This window comes from Rhizobium quercicola (genome assembly GCF_021168455.1).
Classification (GTDB): Bacteria; Pseudomonadota; Alphaproteobacteria; order Rhizobiales; family Rhizobiaceae; genus Ferranicluibacter; species Ferranicluibacter quercicola.
Genome location: NZ_JAJOZR010000006.1, coordinates 1 through 17,119, shown reverse-complemented (window position 1 = coordinate 17,119; position 17,119 = coordinate 1). Strand labels below are relative to the sequence as shown.

18 protein-coding genes are annotated in these 17,119 nt (G+C 59.3%); 13 read left to right on the top strand and 5 right to left on the bottom strand.

All coding sequences use genetic code 11. From position 1 onward, the window contains the following. The first annotated feature begins 34 nt into the window (after nucleotides 1-34). From LRX75_RS10175 to LRX75_RS10140, 8 genes are all read left to right on the top strand, one after another. On the top strand, nucleotides 35-925 hold the full coding sequence (locus tag LRX75_RS10175) for an iron-siderophore ABC transporter substrate-binding protein (protein WP_231814024.1): 891 nt from the start codon (nucleotides 35-37) through the stop codon (nucleotides 923-925). Next, the gene (locus LRX75_RS10170) at nucleotides 922-1,950 is read left to right on the top strand and encodes a FecCD family ABC transporter permease (protein WP_231814023.1); all 1,029 of its coding nucleotides are present in this window, start codon (nucleotides 922-924) and stop codon (nucleotides 1,948-1,950) included. The genes LRX75_RS10175 and LRX75_RS10170 overlap by 4 nt, the downstream gene beginning before the upstream one ends. Beyond that, nucleotides 1,947-2,921 carry a FecCD family ABC transporter permease gene (locus tag LRX75_RS10165; RefSeq protein WP_231814021.1) on the top strand — a complete coding sequence of 325 codons (975 nt, stop codon included), beginning with the start codon at nucleotides 1,947-1,949 and terminating at the stop codon, nucleotides 2,919-2,921. The genes LRX75_RS10170 and LRX75_RS10165 overlap by 4 nt, the downstream gene beginning before the upstream one ends. Continuing rightward, nucleotides 2,911-3,705 carry an ABC transporter ATP-binding protein gene (locus tag LRX75_RS10160; RefSeq protein WP_231814019.1) on the top strand — a complete coding sequence of 265 codons (795 nt, stop codon included), beginning with the start codon at nucleotides 2,911-2,913 and terminating at the stop codon, nucleotides 3,703-3,705. The genes LRX75_RS10165 and LRX75_RS10160 overlap by 11 nt, the downstream gene beginning before the upstream one ends. Before the next feature lie 281 nt (nucleotides 3,706-3,986). Further along, the gene (locus tag LRX75_RS10155) at nucleotides 3,987-4,529 is read left to right on the top strand and encodes an RNA polymerase sigma factor (RefSeq protein ID WP_113152149.1); all 543 of its coding nucleotides are present in this window, start codon (nucleotides 3,987-3,989) and stop codon (nucleotides 4,527-4,529) included. A gap of 141 nt (nucleotides 4,530-4,670) precedes the next feature. Further along, a complete protein-coding gene (locus tag LRX75_RS10150) occupies nucleotides 4,671-5,609 on the top strand; it encodes a FecR family protein (RefSeq protein WP_338110304.1) in 939 nt (312 codons plus the stop codon). Nucleotides 5,610-6,083: 474 nt separating this feature from the next. Further along, nucleotides 6,084-6,338 carry a hypothetical protein gene (locus LRX75_RS10145; RefSeq protein ID WP_231814017.1) on the top strand — a complete coding sequence of 85 codons (255 nt, stop codon included), beginning with the start codon at nucleotides 6,084-6,086 and terminating at the stop codon, nucleotides 6,336-6,338. 2 nt (nucleotides 6,339-6,340) lie between these two features. Further along, a complete protein-coding gene (locus tag LRX75_RS10140) occupies nucleotides 6,341-6,649 on the top strand; it encodes a hypothetical protein (protein WP_231814015.1) in 309 nt (102 codons plus the stop codon). Nucleotides 6,650-6,668: 19 nt separating this feature from the next. Here LRX75_RS10140 and LRX75_RS10135 read toward each other — a convergent pair whose 3' ends face one another. Then, on the bottom strand, nucleotides 6,669-7,313 hold the full coding sequence (locus LRX75_RS10135) for a TetR/AcrR family transcriptional regulator (protein WP_231814013.1): 645 nt from the start codon (nucleotides 7,311-7,313) through the stop codon (nucleotides 6,669-6,671). A gap of 109 nt (nucleotides 7,314-7,422) precedes the next feature. Here LRX75_RS10135 and LRX75_RS10130 point away from each other — a divergent pair, with 109 nt between their 5' ends. The 4 genes from LRX75_RS10130 to LRX75_RS10115 all read left to right on the top strand — a co-directional run bounded on the left by LRX75_RS10130 (nucleotide 7,423) and on the right by LRX75_RS10115 (nucleotide 12,038). Further along, nucleotides 7,423-8,349, top strand: coding sequence for an NmrA/HSCARG family protein (locus LRX75_RS10130; protein WP_231814011.1), 927 nt, complete (start codon nucleotides 7,423-7,425; stop codon nucleotides 8,347-8,349). Nucleotides 8,350-8,610: 261 nt separating this feature from the next. Continuing rightward, nucleotides 8,611-9,732, top strand: coding sequence for a PAS domain-containing sensor histidine kinase (locus LRX75_RS10125; RefSeq protein WP_231814009.1), 1,122 nt, complete (start codon nucleotides 8,611-8,613; stop codon nucleotides 9,730-9,732). Further along, nucleotides 9,719-10,117, top strand: coding sequence for a response regulator (locus LRX75_RS10120; RefSeq protein ID WP_231814007.1), 399 nt, complete (start codon nucleotides 9,719-9,721; stop codon nucleotides 10,115-10,117). Before LRX75_RS10125 ends, LRX75_RS10120 begins: the two co-directional genes overlap by 14 nt. A gap of 166 nt (nucleotides 10,118-10,283) precedes the next feature. Continuing rightward, nucleotides 10,284-12,038, top strand: a complete 1,755-nt coding sequence (locus LRX75_RS10115) for a sensor histidine kinase (RefSeq protein ID WP_231814005.1) — start codon at nucleotides 10,284-10,286, stop codon at nucleotides 12,036-12,038. Nucleotides 12,039-12,075: 37 nt separating this feature from the next. Here LRX75_RS10115 and LRX75_RS10110 read toward each other — a convergent pair whose 3' ends face one another. From LRX75_RS10110 to LRX75_RS10095, 4 genes are all read right to left on the bottom strand, one after another. Further along, on the bottom strand, nucleotides 12,076-13,557 hold the full coding sequence (locus LRX75_RS10110) for a DHA2 family efflux MFS transporter permease subunit (protein WP_231814003.1): 1,482 nt from the start codon (nucleotides 13,555-13,557) through the stop codon (nucleotides 12,076-12,078). A 79-nt stretch (nucleotides 13,558-13,636) separates the two neighbouring features. Beyond that, a complete protein-coding gene (locus LRX75_RS10105; RefSeq protein ID WP_231814001.1) occupies nucleotides 13,637-14,371 on the bottom strand; it encodes an NADPH-dependent F420 reductase in 735 nt (244 codons plus the stop codon). A gap of 13 nt (nucleotides 14,372-14,384) precedes the next feature. Further along, complete coding sequence (locus LRX75_RS10100; protein ID WP_231813999.1) at nucleotides 14,385-14,807, bottom strand: MarR family winged helix-turn-helix transcriptional regulator; 423 nt, start codon at nucleotides 14,805-14,807, stop codon at nucleotides 14,385-14,387. Between the two features lie 359 nt (nucleotides 14,808-15,166). After that, nucleotides 15,167-16,702: an inorganic phosphate transporter gene (locus tag LRX75_RS10095; RefSeq protein ID WP_420851185.1), complete on the bottom strand. Its 1,536-nt coding sequence runs from the start codon at nucleotides 16,700-16,702 to the stop codon at nucleotides 15,167-15,169. A 279-nt stretch (nucleotides 16,703-16,981) separates the two neighbouring features. Here LRX75_RS10095 and LRX75_RS10090 point away from each other — a divergent pair. Then, nucleotides 16,982-17,119: porin (locus LRX75_RS10090; RefSeq protein ID WP_231814501.1), on the top strand; the 138-nt coding region annotated here is incomplete at its 3' end.

The window sequence follows — 17,119 nt, the reverse complement described above, 5'->3', positions numbered from 1 at the left end:
CTTGCGCGTCTGTATTCTCCTTCTCGCATTTCTCTTGTCCAACGCGCTGGCGCACGCGGCCTGTGAGGGCAAGACCATCACCGAGGAGATCTACAATCCGCCTGTCTGCCTACCCGTGGAGGCGAAGCGGATCGTCACACTCGATCCGCTGATCACGCTCGGGCTCCTGATCGAGCTGAACGCACCCGTCGTCGCGACGCCTTATATGGGGATTGTGGAAAACGACGTCCTCGACGCGGTGAAGGCCCGGAGAATGATGGATCTCGGCAATCCGAAGGAGCCGAGCCTAGAACGCGTCGCAACGCTGAAACCGGATCTGATCATCGGTTCGGCCGAAGTCCACGCGGGTATTTACGAGCAGGCGGCCAGGATCGCCCCGACGGTCCTCTTCAAACACATGGATTGGAAGCATTACCTCCAGCGTCTTTCCGAGGTCACCGGTCGAAGGGGTGTCGCGGATGCTTCGCTTGCCGCCTATGACGCACGGGTCGCGGCGATCCGCGAGAGGATGAAGACGAAGGACCTCACGGTCTCTACCGTCCGTTTCGCGCCAGATCGCTTCGTCGTCTTCGTCGATGGACCCGATGCCTACGCCCCCTTTGCCGTGCTGCGCGAAGCCGGAGTGAAGCGCACCGCCTATGAGATGGTCACCGATGGCACGATCGTCAAGCGGCCGGACTGGGAGGAGCTCGCCAACCTCGACGGGGACGTCCTCCTCTATGTGTCCGCCAGTGGCTTCGAGATCGGACCGGATGACGCCCTGGAGAAACAGGTAACCGGGAACCCGCTTTGGCAGCTTCTGCCGGCCGTGCAGGCGGGCCGTGCTCACCGGGTGGATCGCGGCCCTTGGCAAAGCTTTCATGGCATCGGCTCGGCGAACCGGATTCTCGATGACGTGGAACGCTATATCGTGGCGGATCCATGAAGGTGCGACGCGCAGGCGGCGTGACCGCAACCGAGCGCGGCCGGGCGTTGGCCCTGATTGCCGTTCTCTGTCTGCTGATGCTTGCCGCGATCACCGCCGTCGCGCTCGGCACGACCACCATGCCGTTTTCCACCATCGTTTCAGCGATCTTTCGGTATGACGGGTCGCGCGACCACCTTCTCGTGACAACGATCCGCCTGCCGCGCGTCATTGCAGCGCTGCTTGCCGGCAGCGCGCTCGCCGTCTCCGGCGCCATCATGCAAGCGGTCACGAACAATCCGCTCGCATCGCCCGGGCTCCTTGGCATCAATGCCGGTGCTGCCTTTGCCGTCGTCACGGCGATGACCTTTTTCGGAACGGGAACGAGCGACGTCTATCTCCTGTATGCCTTCCTCGGCGCAGGCACAGCTGCCCTTGTCGTCTTTACGCTCGGCTCGATTGGTGCCATCGGGTACTCGCCGCTGGGCCTCGTGCTGGCCGGCGCTGTTGTCGCAACTTTTCTTACCTCGCTCACCACTGCCGTTCTCATATTCGATGAAAGCACGCTCGATGCTGTGCGGCTGTGGACCGCGGGCTCGGTAACGGGCCGGACGATGGTGCAGGCGAGAACCGTTGCACCTGCACTCCTCGTTGGCCTCGTAGCCGCGTTTCTTGTCGGGCGACACCTCACCACGCTGAGCCTCGGCGCAGATGCTTCGCGTACCCTCGGGCAGAACCCGATCGTCTGGCGCGGCGCATCGGTCGTTGTCGTGATCCTGCTGGCAGGCAGCGCCGTAGCGCTCGCCGGACCCATCGGCTTCGTCGGCCTCGTCGTGCCGCATGTGGTGCGCATGCTCGTCGGTATCGACTATCGTTGGGTTCTACCCTTCTGCGCGCTGGGTGGCGCCCTCCTCGTCGTCGTCTCTGATATGGCCGGCAGGCTCGTGTTCGGCAGCCAGAGCTTTCCAGTCGGGGTAACGGTTGCGCTGGTTGGCGCGCCCTTTTTCCTCTATCTCGCACACACGCGGCTGAAGGGTGCGGCATGATCCGTCTGCTCATCGCGTTTAGCCTATCGCTTGCGCTCCTCGTTTTGGCCAGCCTGGCCTTCGGCGACGTGTCACTGACCTGGATGGAGCTCTACCATTCCCTCGGAAGTACGGATCAACAGAGCAGCATGATTGTGCACGATCTGCGCCTGCCGCGCGTGCTGCTTGCCCTTCTCGTGGGTGTAGCACTTGCCACCGCCGGAACGATCACACTGGCCATCATGCGCAATCCGCTCGCAGAGCCCGGGGTCCTCGGCATCAATAGCGGCGCGGCGGTCACGGTCATGGCGGTCATCGTTCTGGTGCGGGACCCGCCCGTTGCCCTGCTGCAGGCTGCCGGTTTCTGCGGCGCGGCAGCCATGGCGCTTGCCGTCTTTACGCTTGCCTGGCGGCGCGGCACATCGTCGTTGCGGATCATCCTGATCGGCATCGGCTTGTCGTCGCTCGCCACCGCCGGCACCACCTTTCTGTCCGCTTTCGGCGAGATCGGCAATGTGCAGCGCGCGATGATCTGGCTTGCCGGCAGCGTCTACGATGCCAGCATGGTGAAGGTCAGACTGCTTGCACTCTGGCTCATCGTTCCCCTCACTCTTGCCTTTTCAAGCGCCCGTGAACTCGATCTCATCCGCTTCGGCGACAGCACTGCCAAAAGTCTTGGTCAACCGGCCGACCGCATCCGTGGCTTGATGATCGTGCTCGTCACAGTGCTCTCGGGAGCCGCCGTTGCCGTGTCGGGCTTGATCGGCTTTGTTGGCCTTGTCGCGCCGCATATCGCGCGCAGGCTTGTCGGGGCCTCTCATGCCCGCATACTTCCGGTCGCGGCTCTCGTCGGCGCTTGCCTCGTCGTCGCTGCCGACCTTCTCGGCCGCATCATCCTGCCACCGATCCAATTTCCCGCGGGCATCGTCACCGGCCTCGTGGGCGCACCCTTCTTTGCCTATCTCCTGTGGGGGCGTCGCCATGGCTGCTGATTGCGAACATAAAGCCAAGATCTCCGGCAAACACATCGATCTTGCCTATGGCAAACGTCGGATTGTCGAGACGCTCGATCTCGATATTCCAGAAAGACGCTTCACGGCGCTCATCGGACCCAACGGCAGTGGAAAATCCACGGTCCTCCGGGCCTATGCAGGACTCATGAAGCCCTCAGGCGGCAGTATACTGCTGGATGGCCGAGACCTGACGGACCTCTCGACCGGGGAGGTTGCCCGCAAGGTCGGCGTCCTGCTGCAAGGGCCCGTCGCGCCCGAGGGGCTGACCGTCGGCGACCTCGTGCGGCAAGGCCGCTATCCCCACCGATCGCTCTTCGGCCGATGGTCCGCCGCCGACCAGCAGGCCTGCGACGAGGCGCTGACGTTGACCGGAACGATGGATATCTCCGACCGCCTGCTCGACAGTCTTTCCGGCGGCCAGCGCCAACGTGCCTGGATCGCCATGACGCTGGCGCAGCAGGGTGAAGTCTTGCTGCTCGACGAACCGACAACCTATCTCGACCTCGAACATCAGATCGAACTGATGAACCTGATCAAGACGCTGGTCGATAGACACGGCAAGACGGTGGTTGCCGTTCTGCATGACATCAACCAAGCGGCACGCTACGCCACGCATATCGTCATGCTCAAGGACGGCAAGGTCATTGCGGCAGGCCCGCCGGACAATGTCATTTCCGCCAAGACGATTGCCGATGTCTTCAAGGTGAAGACGCTCGTGATCCGCGACCCCGTTGCCGGCACGCCGCTTTGCGTTCCGCTGTAGCAAGACCATAGCTGTCACCGGATTATCACACCGCCTGCGCATTCGATCATCGTCTCGATGGAGGCAGGCGCTGGATACAAAAAAGAAGATCCGAGAATCCTGCAACGAAATCAGCGGTAAAGGTGACTCATTCACTCCTGTTTGTGGCTAGGGTCAAACATCTCTTTGGAATGTTTCTAACCTATTGCTCTTGCATGGATTTTCGGGATTCAGTAGCCATCCGTCATCAAGGTTCAGGCTATCGCTCTGAAGATGACCGCCGGTTTGGGAACATCGCACCAATGTCGAGCTCCACCCCTTCGCCCTCCATCTGGGACAGTGTCGATAGCAATGACCTGCTCAACCGGGCGATGGAAGCCCATTACGCCGAGATCACCAATGCCGTCCGCCGACGCGGTCATTCCGGCTCCAGCGCCAGAGACGTCGTCCACGACCTCTATGTGAAGCTCGCAGCCAGGCCGGACGTGTTGCAGAATAAGAGTTCGATCAAAGCCTTCCTCTGCCGCGCCGCGATCAATCTGGGGATCGACCGTCAGCGCCGGGAGACGAAGGAAGCACGGCTCTTCTCCGGCACCGAACGTGAGGCACTTTCGGTGGCAAGCGCGGGTCCGGCGCCCGATCACGCGCTGGAGATCGAAGCGCGGCTGGCTATACTGCGGCAAGCGATCGCCGATCTGCCGGAACGACGCCGCGTCGTCTTCATCCTGCATCGGCTGCATCAGCTGACGCCGGACCAGATTGGGGCAAAGCTGAATATCTCAAGAAACATGGTGGACCGCCACCTGCGTCGCGCTTTCGCCCACTGCCTTGATTGCCTCCTCTAGAGACCGTTCAAGATCCTGCAATCTGGAAAAGAAAACGGAGACGTATTCTCAGCCGAACAGATCTACACAGTCCTTAACCGATAACGTGAAACGTCTTGAGGACAGAGGCGGGGGCTACGGTCGATGATGCGGAGCAAAGACGTGACAAACACGCAAAGAAAGCGCAATCGCGAAGCATCCGACTGGCTGCTGCGCAACAGCAATCCGAACCTGTCGCAGGACGAGAGATCGAAGTTCGAAGCGTGGCTCGATAGTGATCCGGAGAACTGTCGGACGTACAGCGCTGCCGAGCGCCTGATGGGCGACGCGCGCCAAGCCATCCAGTCCGACCCAGGGCTTGCCAACATCAAAGTGACGTCCCGGAGCGGAGCAAAACCGATCGTGACCACGCTCGTCGCCGCAGTGCTCGCAACGGGAGCCTTTCTTGCCTTCGACGGGCCTGTGCGTCTTGAGGCGGACGTGATAGCAGAATCCGGCGAGATGCCGGTGATCACCCTTGAAGATGGGTCCGACGTTCAGCTGAACGCGTCTTCGGCGATCTCCATTGATTTTACCGAGAAGCGTCGCACAGTTCATTTGTTGCGCGGGCAGGCTTTCTTTCGCGTCGCTACCGCCCCCGGACGGCCGTTCACGGTAGAGGCGGGAGAGACAAGCGTCACAGCGCTCGGAACGGCGTTCGACGTCCGCTACGGCAACACGGAAACGGACGTGACCGTCACGGAGCATGCTGTGCAGATCGATACTGTCGGGAACTCCTCTCGCTCGATCCAAGTCGATCACGACGAACAGGCTGTTTATGATCACGCGACGAGAGAAACCAGGGTTTTGCCGGTGGATAGTCTTGTCGCGCTCGCCTGGAAGCGCGGACAGCTTGCCGTCGACAATGCGCCGCTTTCAGCTGTCGTGGATGAGATGAATCGACACTTTGGCGGTCACATCGTCATCACAAGTTCGATGCTGGCCGATCGCCGCGTTAGCGGTACGATAAAAGTTGCCGACACCGATGATGCCTTGGCCTTCGTGAAGAAAGCTCTAGGCGTAAAGGCTATACGACTTGGCCCTCTCATTTTCCTTCGGTGACCAATATACCGCTTGTAGCCGGCATAGTAAGCTTCAGGGAAAAGTTTCCGCATCAGGACTGGTGACGAGGTGCTAAGACGCTACTCGATTGCTGCAAATCAAGAGCCTTTGTCAGACAGCGGTCCGACGCCTTGATGCAATTGCCGATAATCAGGCTACAGCGTCGACAAATGGATCAAGAGAACCAAGACTATCAATCAGTTTCTGGCAAAGCCTGACAAGAAACATCCTCCTTCATAACGATGGCAAGTTTCCTGTTCGTGAAAGCTGGCGTCCCGGATTTGACATCGGCACGCCTCGTACTTAGGGGCCAGCCCCTCCCCGCGCCGCAAGGACAATCAGGCCGGCCGAGGCTCCGCCGCTTACGCGTCGTGCGCCCGCACCACCCGGCCGGATTCTCCTCTGACGGCTTGGACACCCCGATCTCGCCGACGGGCAAGGTTGCATGAGCAACCCAAGCCCTAAGGAGAAGAGATGACAACAAACAAGCGCTATCAGGTCGAACAGCACATCGTCTGTGACGGCTGGACCAATACATGGACCGAGGAGGACGAGGACGGCGTGACCATGCCGCAGACGTTCACCAGTCGTGCCGAGGCGCACGCTGCCATTCAGGAGTTTTTGCTCGATGTCAGAGAGGCCAATGCAAGCCGCTACATGACGGAGTTTTACCGTCGGGTGGACTTCCGCGTCAGGGTAGTGCGCCCGCAGGACGATGCGGAGGCCTAGCCATGAGAGAGCACCGCTATGATATCTACCACATCGACTGGCGCGGTATCCGCATCCGGATCACCTATGAGCGGAACTGGCTGGCGATCAAAGGCTACAACCCCTGCCACCTGACCCTGACATCGGAGGTGCCGGCGCGGTGCCCCCTCCCCCTGACCGAAACCGGCTTCCTGTCCCATTTCACGGATCCGGCACTGGTCGACGAGGCGGGCGGGCCGGTGGCGTTTGTGATTGCAGCTCTCGACGCAGCGGCATCGTCCGGCAACTGGCGAAAACAGGAACTCGACACGCGCCAGCTGGTCCTATTTTAGGTTCGTGAAGGGCTACCGTTTATCGCGAGGTACGCGTTCCTGTCATCAGGACCATCAGCACATGATCGACCAGCGCCGCCAAACGGTCACGCGAGATGGATTTGGTCACCGGATCGGTATTGCGAGCCAGAAGCGCGATGGCCGTATCGCTCATGAGGTCAAGCTCAATCCCCGCCAAGGGCGTATGCCCGTCCGCCGCCGCTCGCTGGGCAAGCTTCTCCAGCTCCACCCGGACGAACCTAGCGAAGCGATTGGACAGGGTCTGGAAAAGATCGGGATGCGACCTGGCCATCTCGAACGTCGCGGTCACGATCTCGGGGCGATCGTCGCAACTCCCCGCCTGCTCCATCAGTGCGATCAGATCGTCGCGCAGTGAGGTGCCGGTATAGCGGGGCGGTTTCATCGGACTGAGCGTGGCCACCGCGTCGGCGACGACATCGACCTTTGCGGTCCAGCGGCGGTAAAGCGTTGCTTTTGACACCCCCGCCCGAGCGGCGACATCTGTCATGGTCAGGCCGTGATAGCCCTTTTCTGCAAGGAGTTCGAGTGCCGCCGCGATGATGACCTCGTCGCGGCTGCTGTCCTGAGTGCGCCCGCGTTGTGATGGCGGCAGGCGACGTTGATGTTCGGTGGCTGTATGATTCATAGCGACAATATAGAGCATATCATCCGAAACACAATATTACCGAAACCCTTGCGTTTCGTATTTAGCAGCCCTATCCTTTGGGGGAACCAGTGGCGCTCTCGCGCTGCCCCCTAAAGAAAGGCTTTCCATGTCAATTACTCTCACAGGTCCCATTCTCGTCACCGGCGCTACCGGCAAACAGGGCGGCTCCGTCGTTCGTGCCCTGCTGCAAGCCCGCTATCCCGTGCGTGCCATGACGCGCGATCCTCATTCAGCAGCTGCGCAGGCGCTCACGGCGCAGGGCGTCGAGGTCGTAAAGGGTGACTTCAACGATCCGGCCAGCCTTGATGCGGCCTTGGCAGGGGCGGATGGCGTGTTCTCGATGCAGATGGGATCTCATCCCGGAGATCCGGACACCGAGGTCGTCACCGGCAAGGCCTTGGTCGAGGCGGCTCATCGTGCTGGCGTGCGCGTGGTCGTTCATACCTCTGTCGCGCGTGCAGGCGATCAGCACAACTTTGTCGGCTGGGATGAAGGACGCTGGGAGCCGCTTTATTGGGACAACAAGGCCGCTGTCATCGACATGGTCAAGGATGCAGGTTTCCCGTACCGGGTAATCCTGAAGCCATCCATGATTATGGAAAACCTCGTGCCGCCGATGGTGGAAAACATGTGGCCTTCGCTGCGTGAACATGGGCGGTTCGAGACTGCAGTCGAAGCCGACGCTGGCATCGACTGGATTTCGGCAAAGGACATCGGCGCGTTCGCGGCGGCCGCATTCGCCGATCCGGAGCGCTTCCACGGTCATGAGATCGATCTCGCTGCGGACACCTTTACCTTGCCCGAGGTAGCAGCCAAGATCAGCGAAGCCACCGGAAAGCCGGTTTCGGCAATCACCCTTTCGAAAGAAGAGTCGCTTGCCAAGCCTTATGGTGAACTGGGCCACCAGCACGAGACCTGGAACAACGTCGAGGGCTACAAGGTCGATCTCGACGCCGTCCGCAGCTGGGGTATCCCGCTGACCACGCTGGACCAGTTCATCGAGCGAAACCGTGAAAAGTTCGTCATTGGCTGAACGCAGCCGCATGATGTAACTATTGTTTCAGGCGTTTAAGGGGTGGACTAAGGCCCCCCCTTAAACGCTTTAATGCCTATCTCCGGGTAGATTTATGTAGCGATACGGCTTCTCAGAACCACCTCGACGGAATCTGGCCGAATTGTTATAGCAGCCGATAAATAAATCTGTTCGGCATCTGTCACTGCAATGAAATCCTACACTCTTTGGAAAGAAGCGGGCGAAGCCCACCAATCCCGTTTTCTGGAGAACGGGGGGCCAATGGCCGACGCCATCCGCGCGTTCGACTGGAGCGGAACGTCGATTGGCGGCATCGACACGTGGTCGCCTGCTCTAAAGACCATCGTCGAGATGGCGGTACATTCCAAGCAAGCGATCTGTCTCGTGTGGGGCGCGGACCTTAACTTCATCTACAACGACACCTACGCACGGTTTCTTGGCGTTCGCGAAATGTCTGCGCTCGGACAGCCTTTCGAACAGGTCTGGGCGGACGTCTGGGACGACATCGCCCCGATCGTCCTGGACGCGCTTTCCGGCAACGGGAGCTGGTTCGAGAACATGAAACTGATCATGACTCGGAAAGGTTACGAGGAGGAGACCTACTGGTCGTTTTCCTACAGCCCCCTCTACGGCATGAACGGCCGCGTTGCCGGTATGATCAACATCGCAACAGAAACCACGGATGCCGTCGTTGACCGGCAAGCACTCAGCGAGTCTGTTGCCGAAGCGCAGCGAAAGCTTGAGCTGCAGGCCTGTCTTGACGCGCAGCATCGCGTTATCCAACGGGAAATGGCACATCGTATTAAGAACATGCTGTCCATGACAATGGCGGTTGTGTCCCAAAGTCTGCGGCATGCGCAATCACTCGATGAAGCTGGACGAACGATCAGCCATCGTATCGCCGCGTTGTCGAATGCACAGGATCTGCTGGTTTCCACGCGAGAGGCCACTACGGACGTCCGGACCATCATCCACCAGACGTTAAACCCCTATCAGACTTCTGACGACCGCATTCACCTCACTGGTCCTGACATTGCCATTCAGGCGCAGCAGGCGCTTGGACTGGCGCTGGCAATCCATGAACTAGCCACCAACGCGGTAAAATACGGTGCGCTCTCCAGCGATGCTGGTACGGTCGAGGTGTCGTGGAAACTCGATGACAACCAACTTGAACTAATCTGGGTGGAACAAGGCGGTCCACCGGCTGTTCAGCCCACCCGGGGCGGGTTTGGATCACGTCTTCTCAGCCGCATCGTGCCGAGCTACTTCCATGGCGAAGCTCACCAAAGCTATGAGGCGTCCGGCTTCCGCTACGCGGTGTCCGGAAAAATCAGCGAAGAGGTCATGCTTGCGTCCGAAACCAACACAAATGAACGCAGTTAGCGAGGAGCACGTCATCGCCAGGCACAGCATTCTCGTTGTAGAAGACGAGCCCCTCATCCTATTCGATACCATCGACATGATCGAGGACGAAGGCTTTGAGGCCTTCGAAGCCGCAAACGCTGCAAAGGCGCTGGCAGTGCTGGAACAGCACCCATATATCGACGTGCTGTTTACGGACATCGACATGCCGGGAGAGATGGACGGTCTGGCCCTGGCCCAGATTGTCCGCAAGCGCTGGCCGGACATAGCCATCGTGATCGTATCCGGACATCACCGGCCCATCGGTCCCGAAATACCCCAAGGCGGAAAATTCCTGCCAAAGCCCTATGTACGGGAGGCCGTTCTAAGGGCGCTGAAAGATGTCTTGAAGTCGTTAGACGACTGATGCGTAGCTCGGTTACGGCTCATAGTGGCCCGGGATGCGTACCAAGTTGCCATGCCAGCCAGATGAAGTGACAAGCGCATGTATTCAGGATAATCTGCGGCGAGTTCGCTGGTGATCGGTAATTTCCGTTCTCATATAGCCATACTGGTATGGCAGATCGGCCGTCATGGCATCGCAATTCCTTCGTCACCCTACCCCGACACCGCTTGCCCGCGTGATGGACGCTGTCAGCGCCATTTCCCGCGCTCGTACTGTCGAAAGTCTTGTGGAATCCATACGAGCAACGGCCCGAAACCTGATCGGGTGCGAGGGTATCGCCATCATCCGCAGGGACGGTGAGGTCTGTCACTATATAGAAGAAGACGCGATCGGTGCCTTGTGGAAAGGACAATCGTTCCCGGCAGTCGCCTGCGTCAGCGGTTGGGCGATGATCCATCGCCAGACCGTGGTCATCCCGGACATCGCTCGAGACGATCGGATCCCATACGAGCTCTACCAGGGCACGTTCGTTCGCGCCCTGATGATGGCGCCGATCGAACCCGGCCAACCCGTAGGTGCTATCGGCGCGTACTGGGCACAGCCCTACGCACCGTCAGGCTGGGAGATTGACATTCTGGAAGCGCTCGCACGTGCGGCCGCGACAGCCTATGAGACGATACAGCTTCTCAGCGTGAAAACGGCCAGCGCGCATCACCTGCCGACTGGAAGCTTGAGTGTCGACTCGTTGGCCAAGGACGTTGAACGCATTCACGACATGGACGTCATCCCCAAGATGCTTGACGTCGTCGTGAGGATGACCGGCATGGGCTTTGCCGCTGTTGCTCGTGTCACCGAGGATCGCTGGATCGCGTGCCAAGTGCTCGATCCCGTGGGGTTCGGGCTGAAGCCTGGAAGCGAACTGCCGATCGAAAGCACGCTGTGCAATGAGATCCGCAGCCATCGGCAGGTCGTGGTGTTTGAAGATGCAACACAGGATCCGATCTACCGCGATCACCATACACCGCGGATTTATGGCTTAAGAAGTTATATCTCGGTCCCGATCATTCTGGCCAACGGCCAGTTCTGGGGTACGCTTTGTGCGATCGACCCGAGTCCTGCCAAGGTCAACACCGTCGCGATCGTGGAGGCATTCAAGATTTTCGCACAGCTGATTGCGCATCAGCTTGAAGCAACGGAAGAACTTGCCGCCACGGCTGCCGCTCTCCGCCACGAGCAGGAACTTGCGGAGCTGCGCGAACAGTTCATCGCGGTCCTTGGTCATGACCTGCGCAATCCGATCGCAGCGCTCCAGGCCGGAACGAAGCGATTGCTGAGAGACGGCTGGACCGATCGCAGTCCTGTTGTCCTCCAACTGATGCAGGCCAGCACCGCGCGGATGACCAATCTTGTTGAGAACATCATGGACCTGGCCCGCGCCCGGCTTGGCGAAGGTCTGACGATCGTCCGCGCTCATGGTGACGTCGCAGCTACCCTGTTGCACATCGTTGACGAGTTGCAGGTCGCCCATCCTGAGCGTGAATTCAGTGTTCAGATTGATAAGCCTACGTATTTATCAGCAGACCATGCCCGGCTTGCCCAATTGTTTTCAAATCTCATCGGGAATGCGCTGACACATGGCACTGACAAGGCACCTGTCCGGATCAGTGGAACAATCACCGGTAATAACATCGAGTTTAGCGTTGCAAATGCTGGAGACCCGATCCCAGCCGAACTGATCGAGAAGTTGTTTCTCCCTTTCCAGCGAGGCAGCTCCCAGCAAGGGAGCCGAGGCTTAGGCCTCGGACTGTTTATTGCGTCGCATATTGCAAAAGCTCACGGAGGCCATATTCACGTGACTTCTGATGAGAATGAGACATGTTTCACCCTACGGATGCCGCACATTGTTCATTTAGAAGCCAGCAAGGTTGTTCAAAACGCCTGATTACATCCGGTCGGATACTGACCACCAAACTGCGTTCCTAGTGAATCTGAACCGGACCTTTGCCGGTCGCCATTGTCTTCGGCATCATGAGTGCGACCATCAGACCCAGCACAACCACGCCAAAGGCGACCAGATGCGACTGCTGAGCACCTTGCGCCATTGCCGGCTGGACGGCTTCCCCGCCTGATATGAGTGCCGCACTGGTCGCCGTCATGATCGAAAACGCGATCGCGATACCCGCCGCACCCGAGAGCTGCTGGATTGTGTTCATGATGGCGCTGCCATGCGGCAGAAGGTGCTTGTTGAGGGCACCGAGCGAGGCCGCGTAGGTCGGGGTCCAAAGAAAGGCCTGCCCGACGATGATGAACATGTAGGTGGCAAGCAAAAGCCAGATGGGTGTGCCGGGTACAAGCGTCGACAGGAACCAAAGGCCCGCGGCATCAAAGAGAGCACCCGCTACCATGAGCGGACGTGCGCCAAGGCGATCGTAGACGCGACCAACGACAACGGAAATAACCGTAATGGTCAGCCCGCCTGGGAGCATGAACAGGCCGGTCTGCAGAGGGGTCAAGCCATACGAGGCCTGCAGGATGACCGGCATCAGCGTCATCATGCCGGTCGCGGCGGTCATGAAGAACACGGCAAGCAACGCCGGGACTGCAAAGCTCCGTACTGCGAACGGACGCATATCCAGCAGTGCGCGTTCAGACTTCTGCAGGGACAACTGCCGCGCTGTAAACATCCCCACCACCACGATACCAACGATGAGCGCTGTCCATGGCGAAACGATCGTATGGCCTCCGGAGGCTTCGCCGAAGGATGCCAGACCATAAACGAGGCTCGCGAAGCCGATGGCCGAAAGCAACACGGACAGGCCGTCCACTTTGGTTTTGCGCGACGTACCCGGTATACGGATCATCATGTTGCCGATTGCTAGGGAGATCACCGCAATCGGCAGGATGAACACGAACAGCCAGCGCCAGCCGGCGACGGACAAAATCGCGCCCGCAATGGCTGGGCCGAACGCCGGCGCGGTCGATACCGAAACCGTGAGCAGTGCCATCATGCGGCCAGCTCTGGATGGTGGCACTAGTGCGGTCACCGCCGTAAACGCCAGCGGCGTGGCAATCGCCGTGCCGACTGCCTGGATGATCCGGGCGATGAGCAGGACTTCGAAGCCCGGCGCTATGATGGCGACGAGTGTTCCGACGGCAAACAGGGACATAGCCAGCGTGTAAACGGTGCGCATGCTGTACCGTTCAGTGAGAAAGCCCGTCGCCGGGATGACCACTGCCATTGTCAGCATGTAGGCGGTTGTCAGCCACTGCCCGGTAGAAGCGGTGATGCCGAGGTCGGCCATCACGGTCGGCAGAGCAACGCCCATCAGCATCTCATTGAGGATGACGGTGAAAGTCGAGGCAAACAGCACGCTGATTGCAATCTTGAACTCAGGTCTCAGCTTATCGCTGGCCCCGGCGTTCTGTGTGTTAACCTCGGGAGAGGTGGCGATGGCCGACATAAACCTAGCTTTCTATTTACTCGTTCGCGAGATAATTACCCGCAGAGGGATCTTCGCGGTTGATGGTTATCTTACGTGCTCAGTTGGACATGAGGCGGTTGTTTGAAGCCATGGCCGCACGTGTCATCGGCACCTTGCCGTCCGTGATCGCCTGCATGATCGCGTCGCGATTGGCCGGTGAACGTTCCCTGCTCGCATTCGAGAGGGCAGCGTCGAGTTCCGCATTCGTCAACTCGGTGCAATATGCCGGCGAGCCGGGCTGGAAACGCCAGGAGTCCGCGAGCTGACCGGCATCGACCGTGTCGAAACCAGTTGCGCTGACGAGTTCGGCCACGACGCGCTTGGCAGCAAGATCATCGCCTGCGATTGGAACGGCAATACGGTTTGGTGTTCCGGAAATGGTACCCGCCTCGACGAGGGTCTGCGAGAGAATGGCATTCCATGCCTTTATCAACGGCCGGCCGACCTGTTCGCTGGCCCAGACCGTTTCCGGCTTGCCGCCTTCAACCTCGGCGATCCGCCCGTCGCGCATGGGGTAATAGTTCGAGGTATCGACAAAAATGGTGTCGGCAGGTGCCTTGGCCACCAACGATGCCGCCTCACCGTTGTGGGCGAACGGTATCGACAGGATTACGACGTCTGAGTCTGTTGCCACATCTTCCTTGGCGACGGCGGAGATTGTTGTGGCGTGAACGATGTCCTTCAGGCTTTCAGGTCCCCTGGAGTTGGCGAGTTTGACCGTATGCCCGGCTGCTGACAGTTTCCGGGCCAGTTCTGCGCCGATATTGCCGGAGCCGATAATTCCGATGTTCATAATGTGTCCTCTCTTATTCTACTGCGGGGCGGGCAAAATCGTTCAACGTATCGCGCAGGGCGATCATGCCGGCTTCATCGATCTTGCAGGCACTCTTGATCCTGCCGGCAATGCTCCAGACTTCATTCTTGATGGCTTCCGCAGCCGGGGTCAGGTTGATCAGTACGCATCGTTCGTCGCTGGGATCGCGCATCCGTGTGATCATGCCAGACGCTTCGAGACGCTTGAGTAGAGGTGTAATGGTGCCAGTGTCCATGCCGAGGCTGTTGCCGAGGTCGCCGACATATCGAGGTGTTCCGGCATAGAGTTCGAGCATCACCAGGTATTGCGGGAACGTCAGTCCCAACGGCTCCAGGAAAGGCTTGTGCATACGTGCCACCCGGCCAGCCACACCGTAGATGGCGAATGAAAGCTGGGTACCTAGACGATGTGACATGACGCCTCTTTATGACCGTGCATGGATTGCAGAGATAGCTTTGTATAGCCCAATAGTGTCTAGCGCGCTAGGTAAATTATACCCGTTATCTATAAGCTAGACGAAATGTAGCCCTGTTTATCAACCGAACGATTAATGAGTATTGTACCTTTCATTCTTTTGGGTATTCATCAATCGCAGTGGGCTTATCGGACTTCGATATCTATCGTTTAGAACTTGAATCGCAGCAGCTCCATTGAGCCACGTAAAGCGTAGCAAGAGCCGCTCCCATCAATACCCACGCCTTGAAAGGAATCGAACCGCTGACTTCCAGCTTCATCATTCGCTTTGGGCGATCAAAATGATGTTGCGGTCATTCCTCAAAACATCTGTCGGAGGATAAGGAAGAGAGTGAATGACAGAGCGATGGACGCTGGCAACGTCAAGACCCAGGCGGTAAGCATGTTGCGGACCGTCGACCACTGGAGGCCAGATCCATTCGCGGCCATCGTGCCTGCGACACCCGACGACAGGACGTGGGTCGTCGAGACCGGCAACCCAAAATGATCGGCAGCTCCGATCGTAGCCATCGCGACGACCTCGGCAGCTGCGCCCTGCCCGTAGGTCAGATGTGTCTTCCCGATCTTCTCGCCAACCGTGACGACAATACGCCGCCATCCGACCATCGTCCCGAGTCCCAATGCCAAAGCAACCGCGACCTTGACCCATAAGGGGATGAACTTCGTCGCGTTGTCGACCGCCTGATGGTACGTCTTAACGGCCGCCAGATCCGGCTCGTCCATCGCCAGCAGCTTCTGCTTGTCGATCAGCTTCAGCGCCTCGCCGATGAGATAGATATCGTTACGAATGTTGCTGACGAGGTTGGTCGGCACGGCCTCTAGCGTCGGAAACGCAGCCACCTCAATGCTCGTGGCGTTGATGTAGCGCTGAAGTGCGGCTGTCGTTTCGTCGGACCAGGTCTTGGTCCGGACGGCCTCGCCGACGGCAGCCTTGTAGTCCGTCACCGGCGTACCCGCCTTGACGTACTTCCCAAGCGACTGCTCGACCTGGGTGGATGCGGTCTTGTACGCTTCGAGATAGTTGACGTCGGGTGTCCGGTTCAGGGCAAAGGCCGTGGGAACGAGACCGATGAGGATGAGCATGATGAGTCCCATCCCCTTCTGCCCGTCATTGGAGCCGTGGGCGAAGCTGACGCCGGTGCAGGTAAAGATGAGGAGCACGCGGATCCACAAGGGCGGAGGCGCATTGCCGACCGGCTCGCGATAGAGCGCCTTGTTGTGCACCAGCCGTTTCATGATCAGAAGAAGCAGAGCCGACAGGCCGAAGCCGATCAACGGCGAAATCAGAAGCGACAGGCCGATGTTGGTCGCCTGCGACCAGTCCACGCCGCTGGTCGCACTTCCGGCGGGTGCTAGAAACTGGTTGGCGAGGCCGACACCGATGATGGAGCCGACGAGCGTGTGGGAGCTCGATGAGGGAAGGCCGAGATACCATGTTCCGAGGTTCCAGATGATCGCCGCCGTCAAGAGCGCAAACACCATGGCAAGACCCGAACCGGAGCCGACCTGCAGGATGAGTTCCACCGGCAGCAGGGCGACGATGCCGAAGGCAACAGCACCGCTCGAGAAGAGGACGCCGAGGAAGTTGAAGAACCCCGACCAAACGACGGCGATTTCCGCCGGCATGGAGCGGGTGTAGATGACCGTCGCCACGGCATTGGCGGTATCGTGGAAGCCGTTCACGAACTCGAAGCCAAGCGCGATCATCAGTGCCACGCCCAGCAGGATCCACGGAACGGACGTGGCATTGGTCAGGTCCTGGCCGAGCGCAAAAGCGACATAGCCAAGTCCGCCCGTGATGAGAACGCCGAACACGGGAAGGAACCAGCGCCCCATCGATCTTTTGTCGAGGGGATGATCCCGTTCGGAGGGAGATCCATGGAGTGCGGAGAACTCGGCCATCACGATTTCCTGATTGAACCTTCATCCCCTATTCCGGCATCATGAACCTCTCATGACAGCGGGACGCCGTCCCCCTGCATGTGAGATCCATGCTTAATTCGACTGTCACCGCCGCTTCACGTTCGCTCGCTATTTGCCTCTTGCGATCATCACGGATGCGTGAAGTGGAAGCTTCCGCCGCGGCGACGTCAACGGAAACGGGGCATCTCACTCATGAGCATCATGCGTTTTCTCATCGCCAGCGCTGCGGCCTTGGCAAGCGGTGGGTCGGTCCATGCTGCCGATGCGATCGTGGCAGCCGATCCGGAAGCCTTGAGCTACGTTCGCGTCTGCGATGCATTCGGCAAGGGC

What these genes read in the sequence shown, in the direction of transcription:
- LRX75_RS10170 (WP_231814023.1), top strand. Translation starts at nt 922, where the DNA reads ATGAAGGTGCGACGCGCAGGCGGCGTGACCGCAACCGAGCGCGGCCGG.
- LRX75_RS10165 (WP_231814021.1), top strand. Translation starts at nt 1,947, where the DNA reads ATGATCCGTCTGCTCATCGCGTTTAGCCTATCGCTTGCGCTCCTCGTT.
- LRX75_RS10160 (WP_231814019.1), top strand. Translation starts at nt 2,911, where the DNA reads ATGGCTGCTGATTGCGAACATAAAGCCAAGATCTCCGGCAAACACATC.
- LRX75_RS10155 (WP_113152149.1), top strand. Translation starts at nt 3,987, where the DNA reads ATGTCGAGCTCCACCCCTTCGCCCTCCATCTGGGACAGTGTCGATAGC.
- LRX75_RS10145 (WP_231814017.1), top strand. Translation starts at nt 6,084, where the DNA reads ATGACAACAAACAAGCGCTATCAGGTCGAACAGCACATCGTCTGTGAC.
- LRX75_RS10140 (WP_231814015.1), top strand. Translation starts at nt 6,341, where the DNA reads ATGAGAGAGCACCGCTATGATATCTACCACATCGACTGGCGCGGTATC.
- LRX75_RS10135 (WP_231814013.1), bottom strand. Translation starts at nt 7,313, where the DNA reads ATGCTCTATATTGTCGCTATGAATCATACAGCCACCGAACATCAACGT.
- LRX75_RS10130 (WP_231814011.1), top strand. Translation starts at nt 7,423, where the DNA reads ATGTCAATTACTCTCACAGGTCCCATTCTCGTCACCGGCGCTACCGGC.
- LRX75_RS10125 (WP_231814009.1), top strand. Translation starts at nt 8,611, where the DNA reads ATGGCCGACGCCATCCGCGCGTTCGACTGGAGCGGAACGTCGATTGGC.
- LRX75_RS10120 (WP_231814007.1), top strand. Translation starts at nt 9,719, where the DNA reads ATGAACGCAGTTAGCGAGGAGCACGTCATCGCCAGGCACAGCATTCTC.
- LRX75_RS10115 (WP_231814005.1), top strand. Translation starts at nt 10,284, where the DNA reads ATGGCATCGCAATTCCTTCGTCACCCTACCCCGACACCGCTTGCCCGC.
- LRX75_RS10110 (WP_231814003.1), bottom strand. Translation starts at nt 13,557, where the DNA reads ATGTCGGCCATCGCCACCTCTCCCGAGGTTAACACACAGAACGCCGGG.
- LRX75_RS10105 (WP_231814001.1), bottom strand. Translation starts at nt 14,371, where the DNA reads ATGAACATCGGAATTATCGGCTCCGGCAATATCGGCGCAGAACTGGCC.
- LRX75_RS10100 (WP_231813999.1), bottom strand. Translation starts at nt 14,807, where the DNA reads ATGTCACATCGTCTAGGTACCCAGCTTTCATTCGCCATCTACGGTGTG.
- LRX75_RS10095 (WP_420851185.1), bottom strand. Translation starts at nt 16,702, where the DNA reads ATGGGGCGCTGGTTCCTTCCCGTGTTCGGCGTTCTCATCACGGGCGGA.